The sequence below is a fragment of the Kitasatospora misakiensis genome (assembly GCF_042656005.1).
Taxonomy (GTDB): Bacteria; Actinomycetota; Actinomycetes; order Streptomycetales; family Streptomycetaceae; genus Kitasatospora; species Kitasatospora misakiensis.
On sequence record NZ_JBHSOF010000064.1, the window covers coordinates 12,324 to 27,797 of the forward strand.

General features: G+C 73.6%; 10 protein-coding genes and 1 pseudogene. 5 read left to right on the top strand and 6 right to left on the bottom strand.

Going from position 1 to position 15,474, the window contains the following annotated elements; all coding sequences use genetic code 11:
• Positions 1–360: 360 nt before the first annotated feature.
• Positions 361–4,308 (top strand): type VII secretion protein EccCa, encoded by a 3,948-nt coding sequence (gene eccCa / locus ACFP3U_RS32540; protein WP_380229348.1) that lies wholly within the window; start codon positions 361–363, stop codon positions 4,306–4,308.
• A gap of 460 nt (positions 4,309–4,768) precedes the next feature.
• Positions 4,769–6,184: an APC family permease gene (locus ACFP3U_RS32545; RefSeq protein WP_380229349.1), complete on the top strand. Its 1,416-nt coding sequence runs from the start codon at positions 4,769–4,771 to the stop codon at positions 6,182–6,184.
• 77 nt (positions 6,185–6,261) lie between these two features.
• Here the strand turns inward: ACFP3U_RS32545 and ACFP3U_RS32550 are convergent, their stop codons facing one another.
• The 6 genes from ACFP3U_RS32550 to ACFP3U_RS32575 form a co-directional block, all read right to left on the bottom strand.
• A complete protein-coding gene (locus tag ACFP3U_RS32550) occupies positions 6,262–7,548 on the bottom strand; it encodes a hypothetical protein (RefSeq protein ID WP_380229350.1) in 1,287 nt (428 codons plus the stop codon).
• Between the two features lie 77 nt (positions 7,549–7,625).
• Positions 7,626–8,168, bottom strand: coding sequence for a SigE family RNA polymerase sigma factor (locus ACFP3U_RS32555; RefSeq protein ID WP_380229351.1), 543 nt, complete (start codon positions 8,166–8,168; stop codon positions 7,626–7,628).
• A gap of 147 nt (positions 8,169–8,315) precedes the next feature.
• Positions 8,316–9,551, bottom strand: coding sequence for a type VII secretion-associated serine protease mycosin (mycP, locus tag ACFP3U_RS32560; RefSeq protein WP_380229352.1), 1,236 nt, complete (start codon positions 9,549–9,551; stop codon positions 8,316–8,318).
• A gap of 92 nt (positions 9,552–9,643) precedes the next feature.
• Entirely contained in the window at positions 9,644–9,937 is a 294-nt protein-coding gene (locus tag ACFP3U_RS32565; protein ID WP_380229353.1) for a WXG100 family type VII secretion target, read from the bottom strand.
• Positions 9,938–10,014: 77 nt separating this feature from the next.
• Positions 10,015–10,317 (bottom strand): WXG100 family type VII secretion target, encoded by a 303-nt coding sequence (locus tag ACFP3U_RS32570; RefSeq protein ID WP_380229354.1) that lies wholly within the window; start codon positions 10,315–10,317, stop codon positions 10,015–10,017.
• A 201-nt stretch (positions 10,318–10,518) separates the two neighbouring features.
• Positions 10,519–12,243: a type VII secretion protein EccB gene (locus ACFP3U_RS32575; protein WP_380229355.1), complete on the bottom strand. Its 1,725-nt coding sequence runs from the start codon at positions 12,241–12,243 to the stop codon at positions 10,519–10,521.
• Between the two features lie 301 nt (positions 12,244–12,544).
• On the opposite strand from ACFP3U_RS32575, the gene eccE reads away from it, so the two are divergent.
• The 3 genes and pseudogenes from eccE to ACFP3U_RS32590 all read left to right on the top strand — a co-directional run.
• Positions 12,545–13,810: a type VII secretion protein EccE gene (gene eccE, locus ACFP3U_RS32580; protein WP_380229356.1), complete on the top strand. Its 1,266-nt coding sequence runs from the start codon at positions 12,545–12,547 to the stop codon at positions 13,808–13,810.
• Entirely contained in the window at positions 13,810–14,583 is a 774-nt protein-coding gene (locus tag ACFP3U_RS32585) for a hypothetical protein (protein ID WP_380229357.1), read from the top strand. The genes eccE and ACFP3U_RS32585 overlap by 1 nt, the downstream gene beginning before the upstream one ends.
• A 140-nt stretch (positions 14,584–14,723) precedes the next feature.
• Positions 14,724–15,474, top strand: a pseudogene (locus tag ACFP3U_RS32590) (hypothetical protein); the annotation flags it as partial.

Here is a 15,474-nt window from a genome sequence, read left to right on the forward strand (position 1 = left end):
CTGGGCGCTCCCCCTTGATGACGGTGCCGCGGCACCGGCGGCTGGTCGGTCTGGCTTTCGCGCGGGTGGCGGCCGGGCGGAACCGGCCCGGTGCGGCCACGAGTTGGCGCGGCGTTACCCTACCCGTTCGGTTCGCGGCCGGCCCCGCGGAGGGCGGGCGGGTCCGCCGGAGCGGGGCCCCAGTAGGATCGGCCCCTGCGCAGGGCGGCGGGGGCGGCGCGTTCCTCCCCATGGATGCCTGCGGTCGGCGGAGCGGGGGCGGCGTCACACGGGGCGTCCTCACCCGTACGGATCCTGTTGCGTGAGGGCTGATGCCGTAGTGATCTTGCGAAGCGTTCGTGGTCGGGGGGTGGAGCGCGTATGGGCGTGATCATGGTCAAGCGGCCACCCCGGGCGTATCCGCCGGCGGTGCCGGACGAGCCGGTGGAGCTGGTCACCCCGCCCGAGCTGCCCCGGTCGGGCGGCGAGGACTGGGTGATGAGCATCCTGCCGATGCTCGGCATGGGCGGGTCGGCGGTGTTCTTCTTCTCCCCCGGCGCCCAGCCCTCGATGAAGATCATGGGCGGTCTGATGATCGTCTCGACGATCGGCATGGCGCTCGCCCAGATCGTCCGAGCCCGCAAGGGCGGCTCCACGGCCACCGCGGACGAACGGCGCGACTACCTCAAGTACCTCCAGCAGATGCGCCGCCAGGTGCGCCGGACCGCCGAGCGCCAGCGCGGCGCGCAGCTGTTCCTCAACCCGGAGCCGGACCAGCTCTGGTCGATCGTCGCGGACGGCCGGCGGCTGTGGGAGCGGCGGGCCGGCGACGCGGACTTCGCGCAGATCCGGGTCGGCCGCGGACCGGTCCAGCTGTCCACCCCGCTGGTGGCGCCGCAGACCGCGCCGATGGAGGAGCTGGAGCCGCTCTCGGCGGCCGCGATGCAGACCTTCCTGAAGGCCCACGGCACCCTCCAGGACCTGCCGCTGGCCATCTCGCTGCGCGCCTTCTACCACATCACGGTCTGCGGCGACCCGGACACCGTCTACGGCAACGTCCGGGCGATGATCGCCCAGCTGACCACCCTGCACTCGCCGGACGACCTGCTGATCACGGTGGCGGCTGCGCCCGGCGCGGTGGACGAGTGGGAGTGGACCAAGTGGCTCCCGCACAACCAGCACCGCAAGGAGAGCGACGGCGCCGGTTCGCGCCGGCTGATCGCCACCGGGCTCGGCGACCTGGAGCTGCTGCTCCAGGACGAGCTGGCCGGCCGGCAGCGGTTCGTCCGCGACGCCTCGCCGGCGGCCGACCAGCCGCACATCGTGGTCGTCATGGACGGCGCGTCGGTGTCGCACGACTCGCTGCTGGCCGGCGCCGAGGGCGTGCACGGGGTGACCATCGTCGAGGTGGTCCCGGGCGACCTGGACGAGCCGACCGGGCACCTGATCGTCACCGTCTCGCCGGACGAGCTGGTGCTGCGCTCGGCCTCGGGCGCCACCTACGCGGGCACGCCGGACACCCTCAGCGCCTGGCAGTCCGAGGCGCTGGCCCGGCAGCTGGCGCCGTACCGGGCCTCGGCCGGTGGTGACGACGAGCCGCTGCTGTCCAACCTGGACTTCACCGACCTGATGAACTCCGGCGACCCGGGCTCCTTCGACGTGACCCGCAGCTGGCGCCAGCGGGCGCAGCACGAGCGGCTGCGGGTGCCGATCGGCGTCGGGGCCGGCGGCGAGCACGTGTACCTGGACATCAAGGAGGCCGCGCTGGAGGGCATGGGCCCGCACGGCCTGTGCGTCGGCGCGACCGGCTCCGGCAAGTCCGAGCTGCTGCGCACCCTGGTGCTGGCGCTGGCGATGACGCACTCCTCGGAGACGCTGAACTTCGTGCTCGCCGACTTCAAGGGCGGCGCGACCTTCGCCGGCATGGCGGACATGCCGCACACCTCGGCGGTGATCACCAACCTGGAGGGCCAGCTCACCCTGGTCGACCGCATGCGGGACGCCATCGAGGGCGAGCTCAACCGGCGCCAGGAGCTGCTGCACCGGGCGGGCAACTACGCGAACATCCACGAGTACGAGCGGGCCCGGGCGGCCGGCGCGGCGCTGGACCCGCTGCCCTCGCTGGTGCTGATCATCGACGAGTTCTCCGAACTCCTCACCGCCAAGCCCGACTTCATCGACATGTTCATCCAGATCGGCCGGATCGGCCGGTCCCTCGGGGTGCACCTGCTGCTGGCCTCGCAGCGCCTGGAGGAGGGCAAGCTGCGCGGTCTGGACACCTACCTCTCCTACCGGATCGGTCTGCGCACCTTCTCGGCGGCCGAGTCGCGGGCGGCGATCGGCGTCCCGGACGCCTACCACCTGCCGCCGGTGCCGGGCGTCGGCTACCTGAAGTTCGGCACCGACGTGATGGAGCGCTTCAAGGCCGCCTACGTCTCCGGGCCCTACCGGGCGCCGGGGCAGCAGCGGTCGACCGGCGGCCGGCTGGTCACCGTGCTCCCGGTGCGGTTCACCGCGGCCGAGGTGCCGGTGACCGAGCCGCTGGTGCAGGAGGTCGAGCCGCTCGTCGAGGAGCAGGACGACGCCCTGGCGGACACCGTGCTGGACGTGTTCGTGCAGCGGATGGCGGGCCAGGGCCCGGCCGCGCACCAGGTCTGGCTCCCGCCGCTGGACGCGCCGCCGAGCGTGGACCAGCTGCTGCCGCCGCTCCAGGCGACCGCCGAGCGCGGGCTGACCGCCCCGCAGTACGGCGCGCTGGGCCGGCTGCGGGTGCCGGTCGGCATCGTCGACAAGCCGCGGGACCAGAAGCGCGACATCCTCGACCACGACTACGCGGGGGCGGCCGGCCACGGCCTGGTGGTCGGCGGCCCGCGCTCCGGCAAGTCGACCATGATCCGCACCACGGTGACCTCGTTCGCGCTCACCCACACGCCGCTGGAGGTGCAGTTCTACCTGCTGGACTTCGGCGGCGGCGGCTTCCAGTCGGTCCAGGACCTGCCGCACGTCGGCGGGGTGGCCGGGCGGCTGGACGCCGAGAAGGTGCGCCGGATGGTCTCCGAGGTGCACGGGGTGCTCAACCGGCGCGAGGAGCTCTTCCGCAGCACCGGGATCGACTCGATCGGGACGTACCGGGCCCGCCGGGCCTCCGGCGCGCTGCCCGACGAGCGGTTCGGCGACGTCTTCCTGGTGGTCGACGGCTGGAACACCTTCAAGCAGGAGTTCGAGTCGCTGGAGCCGGTCATCGGCGACATCGCCCAGCGCGGCCTCGGCTACGGCATCCACCTGATCGTCACCGCGACCCGGTACGCCGAGGTCCGCCCGGCGCTCAAGGACCTGCTGCAGAACCGGACCGAGCTGAAGCTCGGTGACGCGATGGAGTCCGAGGTGGACCGCCGGGTGGCGCAGAACGTGCCGGCCGTGCCGGGCCGCGGCGTCACCCCGGACCGGCTGCACTTCCTCACCGGTCTGCCCCGACTGGACGGCTCCGACTCGGTGGAGGACCTGCAGGACGGCGTGGCCGGGCTGGTCGCGGCGGTCGCCGGGGCGTGGACCGGTCCGCGCGCGCCGCAGGTGCGGATGCTGCCGACGGTGCTGGACGGGCACTCGCTGCCGAAGGGCTTCGAGCACCCGGAGCGCGGTGTCGCGTTCGGCGTGGACGAGGCGGAGCTGGCCCCGGCCTTCGTCAACTTCGAGACCGACCCGCTGTTCATCGTGTTCGGCGACACCGAGTCCGGGAAGTCCGCGCTGCTGCGGATGCTGGTCAAGCAGATCACCGAGCGGTACACCCCGGACCAGGCCGGCATCGTGGTCGGCGACTACCGGCGCGCGCTGCTCGGCGTCGTCCCGCCGGAGTACCTGGTCGAGTACGCGGCCGCGCAGCCGGCCATGTCCTCGGTGGTCGAGATGCTGCGCGGGGCCTGCTCGCGCCGGCTGCCCGGTCCCGACGTGACCGCGGAGCAGCTGCGCAACCGCAGCTGGTACAGCGGCAAGGACATGTTCGTGGTCGTGGACGACTACGAGCTGGTGGCGACCTCCTCGGGCAACCCGCTGGCCGCGCTGACGGAGTTCCTGCCGTTCGCGCGCGACATCGGCCTGCGGGTGATCGTCGCGCGCAGCGCGGGCGGCGCCGGGCGCTCGCTGTACGAGCCGTTCATGCAGCGGATGCGCGAGCTGGGCGGGCAGGGCGTCCTGCTGTCCGGCAACCGGGACGAGGGCCCGCTGCTGGGCACCGTCAAGCCGCAGGCGCTGCCGCCGGGCCGGGGCGTGTTCGTCTCGCGCCGGGTGACCAGCGGGCAGATGGTGCAGACGGGCTGGCTGCCGGCTCCGTAAGGCCGTGACGCAGTGTGAGGGAAGGGGTCGGATCCTCGGGATCCGGCCCCTTCGCCGTCCCGGGTGCCGAAACGTTACCTAGATCTTTCCGCCGGAGGGCTGCGGTTCCCGTACCCGGCGGGGGCCCTGACCTGCGGCGCGGAGGCTTCCGGCCGACCTGCCTCCACATCCGGCCACGGCCTTGGAATGATGCGCGCAATGCTGCGTTCACCTTGGATTCAAGTGCGATGTGGCGAAAGTAACAAGCCGGACATACATGGCGATGACGATAAGTGATCATCAGATCGCATGCTTATGCACTTCACCACAACGGATTCCGAAGCATGTGCGCGATTGACGCGATCGATACGGCCACGGTTCCATGGCGGCCCGGGAGCGACAGGACCAGAACCCGAGCACGCAGCCAGCGGAGGCGATACCGCTCCCAGTCCAGGACCGCACAGAGCCGATCGGATGCCTCATGACCGACACGCTTCGCCCACCGACCGCCGCGGCCCCCACCGCGACCGCCGCGGGCGCGCCCGCCGCCCCGCAGCAGACGCTCAAGCGTTCGATCGGCGTCGTGGGCGGCACCCTGCTCACGCTGTCCTGCGTCACCCCCGCCTCCACGCTCTTCGTGATCGTCCCGGAGCTGTTCTCCAGCATCGGCAGCGCCACCGCGCTGGCCATCGCGATCGGCTCGGTGCTCTGTATCGCGGTCGCCTTCTGCTACTCCGAGCTCGGCACCCTGATCCCCAGCGCCGGCGGTGAGTACGCCATGGTCGGCACCCTGGCCGGGCGGCTGGCCGGCTGGCTGGTCTTCGTGCTCTCGCTGATCGTGGTGATGATCGTCCCCTCGGTCATCGCCCTCGGCACCGCCGACTACCTGGCCCCCGTCCTGCACGTCGACAAGCCGCTGGCCGGCGCCGCGGTGATGCTCGCCGCCACCCTGGCCGGCCTGCTGGACCTGCGCGCCAACGCCTGGATCACCGGTGTCTTCCTGGTCCTGGAGGTCATCGCGGCCGGCGTCGTGTCGGTGCTCGGCTTCGCCCACGCCAACAGCGGCGCGCCGAGCATGCTGCACGGCGTGGTCACCGGCGAGGACGGCGTCACCACCACGGTGAGCGTCGGCGCGATCATCGGCGCGCTCGGCATCGCGCTCTTCATCACCCAGGGCTTCTCCACCGCCGTCTACCTCTCCGAGGAGCTGGAGAACCCGCGCCGCAACGTCTCCCGCACCGTGCTGTGGACGCTGGCGATCTCCGCCGCGGTCATCCTCGTCCCGGTCGCCGCCATCACCATGGGCGCCCCCGACCTGGCCACCCTGAGCTCCGGCGACATCTCCGGCCTGGTCACCGCCTGGAGCAGCTCCGCGGTCGGCACCTTCATCAGCCTCTGCGTCGCGCTGGCCATCATCAACGCCGGCATCGTCATGGTCATCCAGAACTCCCGGGTGCTGTTCGCCTCGGCCCGCGACAAGGCCTGGCCCGAGCCGGTCAACAAGGCCTTCGGCACCCTGGGCCGGTTCGGCTCCCCGTGGGTCGCCACCCTGGCCGTCGGCCTGCCGGGCGCCGCGCTCTGCTACGTCAAGGGCGAGCTGCTCAGCGAGATCACCGGGGTCGCCGTCACCGGGATGTACCTGCTGGTCGCGATCGCCGCGCTGCTCTCCCGCCGCAACCGGCACAAGCACGCCGCCGCCTGGCGGATGCCGCTCTGGCCGGCCGTCCCGGTGGCGCTGATCGCGGTGCTGGTCTACGTGATCACCCAGCTGGACACCGTGCCGCTGCTGTGGACCGGCGGCATCACCGCCGGCGCCACCCTCTACTGGCTGTGCTACCTGCGCCCCCGGCAGGACACCCACTGGGTGATCAGCGTCCCCGAGGACCAGCAGGCCTGACCCCCACCGGACCCTCCCCCTCCCCCACACGGCAGTGCCCCGGGCCCCCGGCCCGGGGCACTGCCGCGTTCCGCGCGCTACTTCTTGAGCTTCCACTGCGGGCCGAGCGCGATCTTCATCAGCTGCTCGGTGGTCAGCGCCGGGGCGGTCCGGGTCCCCGCGGTCACCTGGCTGCCGCTGTTGAAGGCGCTGACCACCACGCGCAGACCGTCCGGGCGCAGCGTGTCCACGGTCCACATCACCAGCTTGCCGGGCGTCTTGCGGACCACCACCCTGGTGCCGTCCGGCTGCGTCGCGGCGCCGCCGAAGATCCCGCCGTCCCCGCTCCCTCTCCAGTCCTGCACATTGATCTGCACCAGGGACTTGCCCTTGCCGTCGTTCACCACGAAGTCCGCGAAGCCCGGCTGGCCCCCCGTCTCGGTCTCCTTGAGGCCGGCCGGGAGCAGCTCGGCGGCGATCGCGAGGATCTCCTCCTGGCTGTACTCGTTGGCGGTGGGCCGGGGGGTGTCCGGCGGCGTGGGCGGGGCCGGCACCGGGAGGGCGGCGATCAGCCGGTCCCAGGCCGTGTCGGTGATGACCGCCCTGAGCTGCTCGGCCATCAGCGGCGGGGTGGGCCGGGAGACCGGCTTGCCCTTCTCCGCCGGGGCGTTCCACTCGCTCAGCTCGATCCGCCGGCCGTCCTTGCCGGTCAGCGTGGCGGACCACCGCTTGGTGTCGGCCCGGCCGTCCGGGTACTCGTAGCCCTGGAGCACGGTCAGCCGTCCGCCGTCCGGCAGGACGGTCGAGGTGCAGGCGTCGAAGCGGACGTGCTTCTTGTCCGGGCAGTCGTTCGCCGCCGACCGGGGGTCGTCCGCGGCGAGCCGGCCGAAGGAGATCGTCACCGCCGCCCTGCCCTTTCCGTCGTCGAGGACCAGGAAGGCGCGGGGCGGGCCGGCGGCCGCGTCGGTGCCCTGCCCGACCGCCTCGGTGACCTGGCCCTTGGGCAGCAGTCCCCGGAAGGTGGCGAGCACCTCCTCGCCACCGATCACGGCCGGGCCGGCGGACGGGGACGCCGAGGGGGTGGCCGACGGCGACGCGGTGCTCGCCCCGGAACCGCCGTCCGGGGCGCCGCTGGCCGCCGGGACCGGCCGGGAGCCGGCCGGGGAGCCGTCGGTGAGGTACGCGGCGCCGGTGCCGACCAGGGCCAGGGCGGCCGCACCGCCCACCGCGGCGGCCGCCGACCGACGGCGCCAGCGGCGGCGGCCGCGGGCCCGCCCGCCGACCGCCAGCCCTCTCGGGCCGTCCCGGCCGTCCTGGCGGAAGCCCTCGCCGGTGCGCGTGATGGCGTGGAGCAGATCGTCCTCGAAGCTGTCCGGTACGGACATGCGTGATCACCGATTCCTTCGGTCACGGGGCGGGGGCCGGTGGCGGACCCCCGCGCGGGCGGCGGTCGGGCGGTCCGTCAGCGGACGGCCAGCTCGGCCAGGGCGTCGCCGAGCTGTTCGCGGACGCGTGCCAGCGCACGGCTGGTCCGGGTGCGGACCGCGCCCGGGGACAGCCGCAGCACCTCGGCGGTCTCCTCGATGCTGCGGTCCTCCCAGTAGCGCAGCACCAGCACCGCGCGGTCCTTGGCGGGCAGCCGGCCGAGCGCGTCGAGCAGGGTGACCCGCAGCGCCCCGTCCGGCTCCCGGCCCTCGGACTCGGGCAGCAGGTCGGTGGGGTGCTCGCCGCTGGAGCGGCGGCGCTTCTGGGCGAGGAAGACCCGCACCATCACGGTGTGCGTGTAGGCGCCCGGGTTCTCGACCCGGTGCCGCCCACCGGTCCACGCGCTGCGGCGCCAGAGCACGTACATCCGGCTGAGGGCCTCCTGGACGAGGTCCTCGGCGTGGTGGGTGTCACCGCCGGTGAGCAGACAGGCCGAGCGGTACAGCCGCCCGGTGTGCCCCGTGACGAGTTCCAGGAACTCCGCGTCCTTCGTCTCGCGCGTGGCCCCGATCCGCCCCATCCCCCACGACCTCCCCGTTCACCGCTGTCGACACTTCTTCGATGCGGCGGGCCGGGCGGGATGTTACAGCGGATACGAAGAATTCTTCGGGGGACGGTTCCGCGCGGGATCGGGGCGTTCGTCGGGGGCGTTCGTCGGGGGCGTGGCTCAGGGGCGGCGGCGGTGGTCGCGGAGGACGATGCCGCCGCCGATCAGCAGGGCGACCAGCAGGGCGCCGATGCCCAGGACGTAGGTCGCGGTGCGGCCGTCGCGGTCGGCCTGGGTCTCGCCGAGGCCGAGCGGGCGCGGCACGATCGGGGCGGAGGCCAGCTGGACCGGCGGGTCCTCCACCGGCTTGTCCGGCGGCGTCGCGGGCGCGGTGGTGACGGCCTTCACCGGGTCGACCACGCCCCAGCCGATGTACTCGTTCGCCTTGTGGTCGGTGCGCTGCGCGGTCTGCTCGATCCAGGCGCGCACCTGGCTCGGCTTCCAGTCCTTGTGCGCGCCGAGCAGCAACGCCGCGAGACCGGCCACGTACGGCGCGGCGAAGCTGGTGCCGTTGTCCACGCACTGCCCGCCGCGCGGGACGGTGGAGAGCATGTCGACCCCGGGCGCCGCGACGTCCACGAAGTCGCCGTACTGGGAGAAGTAGGTGCGCTCGTTGTTGCGGTCGGAGGCGCCGACGGCGAGCACGGTGCGGAAGGCCGCCGGGTAGGTGTCGCCCTTCTTGCCCTCGTTGCCGGAGGAGGCGACCACCACCACGCCCTTGTTCTCGGCGTTCTCGACCGCGGCCTTCAGCTCCTCGTAGCCGACGAAGCGGGTGTCGGCCGCGCCGCGCACGTCCTGCGAGATGTTGATGACCTTGGCGCCCTGCTGGACCGCCGAGTTGACGGCCTCCACCAGGGAGTGGACGTCACCGTTGCCCTCGGCGTCGTTCTGCCGGATCGACAGGATGGTGGCACCCGGGGCGATACCGACGAAGCCGGTCTGCTCGCTGTGCGAGGCCGCGATGATGCCCGCCACCTTGGTGCCGTGGCCCACCAGGTCGTCCTTGCCGCCGCCCTCGACCCGCTTGCCCTCCTTGTCCTTGAGCAGCGAACCGCCGTCGAGGACCTTGGAGGCGAGCTGCGGGTTCTGGTCGTCCACCCCGGTGTCGATGACCGCGACCACCACCCCCGCGCCGGTGGTCGCGCCGCCCTGCCAGAGCTCGTCCAGCACCATCCGCTGGAGCGACCACGGCACGGCCTGCACGTTCTGCGCGTTCTTGCCGCACTCCCCGGCGGCCGAGATGCCCGGCCCCTCCGCCGCCGCCGGCACCGTCAGCGGGCCGCCGAGCAGCGTGAGCGCGGCCATCGCCGCGGCCGCCGTCCGGTACCTGACCACCGGCACCCTGCCACCCCTCATGTCGTCCACCTGCTTGCGCGGTCACGCGCCAAAGGCGGGTGCCCCGCGCGGGGCACCCGCCCTTCGGCGAGTCGTCCTCGGGCCGTGAACCGTCAGCCGGTCCAGAGGGTGGCGTTGCGGTTCTCGGTGTTCTGGTAGCTCTGGGCCGCGTTGTCGAGCGACTTGGCGATCTGCTCCAGCACCTGCTGGAGGTGCTCGGCACGCTGGTCCCACTTGGCCTGGTGGGCCTGGTAGCCCTGCTGGGCGGCGCCCTCCCAGCTACCGGAGATCTTGGTGACGCCGGCCTTCAGCTCCTCGAGCTGGGCCTTGATGGTGCCCGCGGTCCGACGGACCTCCGAGCTGGCGTTCTTGATGGTCGCGAAGTTGACCAGAATGTGGTCGGCCACGATGTCTCCTAGTCGAGGCTGCGGCGCACCCCATCACCCGAGGGGTGCGTCGACGGGTGAACGGAAAGAGCTGAGGATCAGGACGCCGCGGCGGTCCCGAAGGCCGCCTGCTGGTCCGCGTCGGCCTGCGAGTACTTCTGGGTCGTGAGCTCGATCGCGTCCTTGATGGCGCGCAGCGACTTGTTCAGCTCCTGGGCGTCGGTGTTGAACTGGCCCTGGAGGTTGGTGTAGGCCTGCGCGGCCTGGCCCTGCCAACCGCTGGTGATCGAACTCACCAGGTTGTTGAGGCCGTTGATCTCGGTGTTGATCTGGTTGATGACCTCGTCCATGTGCTTGGCGAATGCCAGCATCTCCTGCGCGGTCGTCTTGAACTGACCCATGCTCTACCGTCCCCCATGAGACAGACCTTGAGTCCGGGGGTTTCGTCTCCGCCCCCGGGCATCACCGGTGTGATGTCCTGCAGCACTGTAGTCGGCACACGCAGCTCGCCCAACACCGGGCGACGGTCGGTTACCAAGCCATGACATCACGGCCAATTCCTTTGCACACGGCGGGGGAAGGCCACAGTCGCCACCGCGCGCTCACGCGTTCTGCTGCTGCGCCGCACTCTTGGCGTTGAGCGCCGGGCCCACCGGCACCAGGTTCGACCACTGCTGCGGCACCGGCGCGGGCTGCAGGCCCTGGTAGCCCAGCCGGGCCTGGTTGCCGCCCAGGTCCTCGGGCTGCGGCGGACCGGACGGGGTGGCCGGCTGGCCCGAGGGGCCCTTCGCCGCCCCGCCCTGACCGGCCGCCCCGCCCTGGCCGGCCGCGCCGCCCTGACCCGCCGGCTGCCCGGCCGGCTGGCCCGGCTGCGCCGGCGGCGTGGTCTGGCCGCCCTTGCCACCCTCGCTGCTGGCCGGCACCGCGTACCGCAGACCGGTCTCGGTGATCAGGAAGTCCGTGCCGGAGCCGTCCGTCGCGTTGTCCAGCGCGCGGTAGAACAGGCCGTGACCGGGCGTCACATGCGCGGTGGAGGCGCCGTTGCTGTAGCGCACCGGGTAGTCCGTCCCGGCCCAGACGCTGCGCCGCGGCGTCCGGCCGTCCTCCGCCACGCCGTCGAAGGTGCTGCAGACCACCGAGCGGGCGTCCTTCGGGGCCTGCCAGGTGTTGGCCGGCGCACCCGTCCTGGTGGGCCAGTCGGCGGCGCTCTCACCCATCAGCGGCACGTTGCTGTTGACGGTCGCGTGCTCGGCCGGGGTCAGGTCGTCGATCCGCGGGCTCTTGTTGACGTCCTGGTTGTACAGCGGCTGCAGCAGCGGGTTCTGCCGGATCAGCTCCGCCTGGAACGGGGTGATCAGCAGTAGTTGGCTCTTGCCCACCACGTAGTGCTTCTCGCCGAACCGCACCAGCCGGCCGATCTTGCGGTCCTCCGGGTTCTGCAGCGGCACCGAGGAGTTGGCCACCTTGGTGTCCGGCACCAGCCCGTCGATCCGCGGGAAGACGATGTCGCTGCCCGGCGCCAGCGTGTCCAGCCAGTCCTTCTTCACCTTCTGCGGGGTGGCCATCGCCCCGAAGATCGCCCACATCAGCTGGGAACGGGTGGTGTCCGAGTCCTCCGGAGCGCCGATCGCGTGCCGGCGGCCCTTGCTGTCCACCAGGAAGATCCGCAACTTGCCCTGGCCCGCGGCCTGCCCGGAGGCGGCCACCTGCGGGTCGTCCGCCTGCTGCACCAGCAGCGCCTGGCCGACGTCCAGCATCCGGTCCTTCTCCCCGAGCGCGTCCGCGTCGGCGCCGCCCGCCACGAACACCGCCTGGTTGACCGTGCTGCCCTGCTCGTCGCCGGGCCGGTCGCAGACCGACCACTTCATCGGCCGGCTCGCGTTCTCCTTGCTGGGCAGCTTGTCCGGCGCGTACGGGATGCCGATCGTCGGGCCGTGGTTGGGGTAGCGGTCGAGGACGCCGTCGTCGACCACCACCACCTTGCTGTCCACCGGCAGCACCAGCCGCGCCGAGGCCATGTTCAGCACCTGGTGCAGCCGCTTGGTCTTCCCGTCCGGGTCGGTCAGCACCACGTACCGGGTGGTGCTCTGCTTGCCCTGGACGATGTACTTGCCCTCGTCCCAACCCACCGGCGCGCTCGGCTTGAACACCCCCCAGAGGCCGAAGCCGCCGATCACCAGCGCCCCCACCACCACACTCGGCAGGATCGCCTTCACCGGGCGCGGCGCGTCCTCGTCGCTCCCACCGCCGCCGGGCAGCAGAAAGGCCCCGACGGTGCGCTTGCGGGCGAAGGTGTAGGCGTTCAGCTCGTCCCGGCGCGATGCCATGCTCGTCGTCTCCCCTGTCAGACCGTGCTGCCCCGTGAGCCGCACCCCCCGGGCGAGAACGGGCTCGAACCCTCTACGATGCGGCAGCAGACGGTGAGTACGGTACGGGTACGGTTCACGCACCGGCCAGCCGGGCCGCGACAACCGATCAGAGAGGGGCACTCGGGGGATGCCAAGCCAGACCGCTCCGGGGCGCCGGAGCACGGGACGGGGCAGTGGTTCGCGCCGCTCCGCACGACGCGACCGCACCGGGACCGCGGGCGCTCCCGCCCCGGGACGCGCGGGCGGACCCGACGGACCCGTGCCGGTCCGCGTCCACCCCCGGCCGGGGCTGCTCGGCGGCCGACTGAGGCTCCAGCAGCTCGTGCTGGTCGAGGTCGCGGTGGCGCTGGTCGCCGTCGGCTGGACGATCAGCCGGCCGGTCGCCGCCGGTTTCGGCGCCGTCGCCCTCGCCCTGGTCGTGCTCGCGCTGGTGCCACTGCGCGGCCGCACCATCCCCGAGGCGCTGCGGGTGCGCGCCGCGCTCCGGGCCCGCCGCAGGTACGCCCGCGCCCACGTCCCGCCGCCCGGCACCGACCCGGCGCTCGCCCCCGCCCTGGAACTCGAACCCGCGCTGCGCACCTGCACCCACGCGACCGAGGCCGACTTCGGCGGCCGACCGGTGCGCCGGGAGACCGGCATGGTCGGCGACGGCACCTTCCTCAGCGCCGTCCTGCTCGTCCAGGCCAAGGACCTGCCGCTGCGGCCGGCCCGGACCGCCCGGCCGCTGCCGCTGGACGTGGTCTGCTCCGCGCTGCGGGTCGACGACATCGCCCTGGAATCGGTGCAGCTGGTCCAGCACACCCAGCCGGCGCCCGCGCCGCACCTGCCCGAGCAGTCGCTGGCCGCCCGGGCCTACCGCGAGCTCGCCGACGGCACCGCCACCCCCGCGCTGCGGCTCACCTGGGTGGCGCTCAAGCTCGACCCCGAACGGGCGGCCACCGCGGTGCGTGCCCGGGGCGGCGGCGAGGTGGGCGCCCGCAAGGCGCTCCAGCGGGTCACCGACCAGCTGGCCGGGCGGCTGAACAGCGCCGGCTTCAACGCCACCGTGCTCGACGAACGCGAGCTGATCGCCGCCCTCGCCATCTCCACCTGCGTCAACCCGCTGGCCACGGCCGGCCGCCAGGGCACCGGCAGCGGCGGCGGCAGCGGGCGGCGCACCCAGGAGACCAACCGGTTCTGGCGGGTCGACGACCGCTGGCACAGCACCTACTGGATCTCCCGCTGGCCGCAGCTCGGCCGCCCCGGCGGCGCCCCCGGCCGGATCGCCGTCCCCGACCTGGTCAACCTGGTCACCGGCGCGCCCGCGCTGGCGAGCACCTTCAGCCTGACCGCCGGTCACGGCACCGGCGGCTCGGTCACCCTCAGCGGCCACGTCCGGGTCACCGGGCGCAGCGAGAGCGAGGCCGTCGAACTCGGCCGGCAGGTGGAGGCCAGGGCCCAGAGCACCGGCCTCGGCCTCACCCGGCTCGACCTGGAGCAGGCACCCGGCGTGCTGGCCACCCTGCCCCTGGGAGGTGCTTCCTGATGGCCCACCTGTCCTACCCCGCCCCCGCGCCGCAGACCGGCGCGGACGCGCAGCCCCGGCCCGGACGCCGGCTGCTGCCCGGCTTCGGGCTGCGCGGCCCGCGCCGGGAGAAGCACGTGCTCACCGTCGCGGAACTCGACGCGCTGTCCTTCCCGGTCGGCGACGACGGCGTGCTGATCGGCGAGGACGTGCACCAGGCCCGGCCCGCCGTGCTCGGCCTGTTCCGGCCCAGCTCCTACGACCTGGTGCTGGTCGGCGGCCTCTGGACGGCGCAGGTCATCGCGCTGCGGGCGGCCGCCACCGGCGCGCGGATCGCCGTCGAGACCGCCCGGGGCCACCTCTGGGGGCCGATGGCGCAGGCCGCGGGCGGCGGACAGCCGTGCGTGACGGTCCACCAGCCCGGCCGGCTCGGCCCGCAGGGCGCCTCGGTCACCTCGCCGGTGCTCGTGGTGCGCGACCTCGGTGCCCGCCCGCCGCGCAGCCGGCTCTCCGCCACGCCCTGGCAGACGATGCTGACGGTGGTGCCGCACCTGGGGCCGAACGCCTCCCGGGTGCTCAACGCGGCCGACCTGGTCGGCGTGCAGCGGGTGATGCCGGAGGAGGCCGAGCTGATCGGCCGGGTGCTCTCGCTCGGACCGAACGAGGTCGCCGCCCTGCCGTCCCTCCCGGACGACCTGACGCTGTGGACGACCCGGATGAGCCGCCAGTACGTCCGGGTGGTCACCGGGCAGGCGGAACGCCAGGTCCTGGGCGGTCCGCGCCGCCTCGACTGACCGGGGCGGAGCCGGTCTCGGCCCGGTCGCGGCCCGGTCGGAGATGAGACACCGCCTTCAGCCGGGGGTGGCTCACGGCCTAGGCTGTGAGACGGCAACGGCACCGCGAACATGCGGCGGCGAACACGAGGGAGCCCTAGGTGAGCAGCGATCGGGACGGCGTCTACGTCGGCGACAACGCGGCAGAGGACGACGAGGACTGGTCCGACGCGCCCGACTACACTCCCCCGTCCTGGTACGTGCAGACGGACGCCGCGGGTGCTCCGGCGCCCGCAGCGGGGGCGTCCCCGGCGGGGTCGCCAGCGCCGGGCGGCGGGGTGACGCCGGCTCCTGGCGGTGCGCCGGCCCCGGTGGCCGCGCCCGGGGTGCCGGGTCAGTCGGCCGCGCCGGCCGAGCCGCAGCCCTCGGCCGTGCCCCAGCCTCAGCCTCTGCCCCAGCCCGTGCCGTCGGCGCAGCCGCAGCCGGCCGAGGCCGCCGTCCCCGTGGCCGCGCCCGCCCCGATCCCCGCGCCGACGCCCGCACCCGCACCCGCACCCGTCCAGGGTGTCCCGGGCATCCCCGGCGAGGGCCAGGCCGCGCCCGCCGGGGCCTACGCCGTGCCGCCGACCGACCCGGCTTCCCAGACCCCGGCCGCGGTGCCCGCACCGTCGCCCGACCCGGTACCGGCGCCCGCGCCCGCTCCGACCGCCGTGCACGGCTGGCCGCCGGCCGACCCGTCGGCAGCCGCGCAGCCCGGCCCCGCCCAGCCGCCGGCCGCCGTCCCGGCGCCCCAGCCGTACCCGGCGGCGCCGCAGCAGCCCTTCGCCGCCGCGCCGGGCCAGCCGCAGCCCTACCCGCAGGACCAGCCGGCGTACCCGCAGGACCCGCAGGCCTACCCCCAGGACCAGCCGG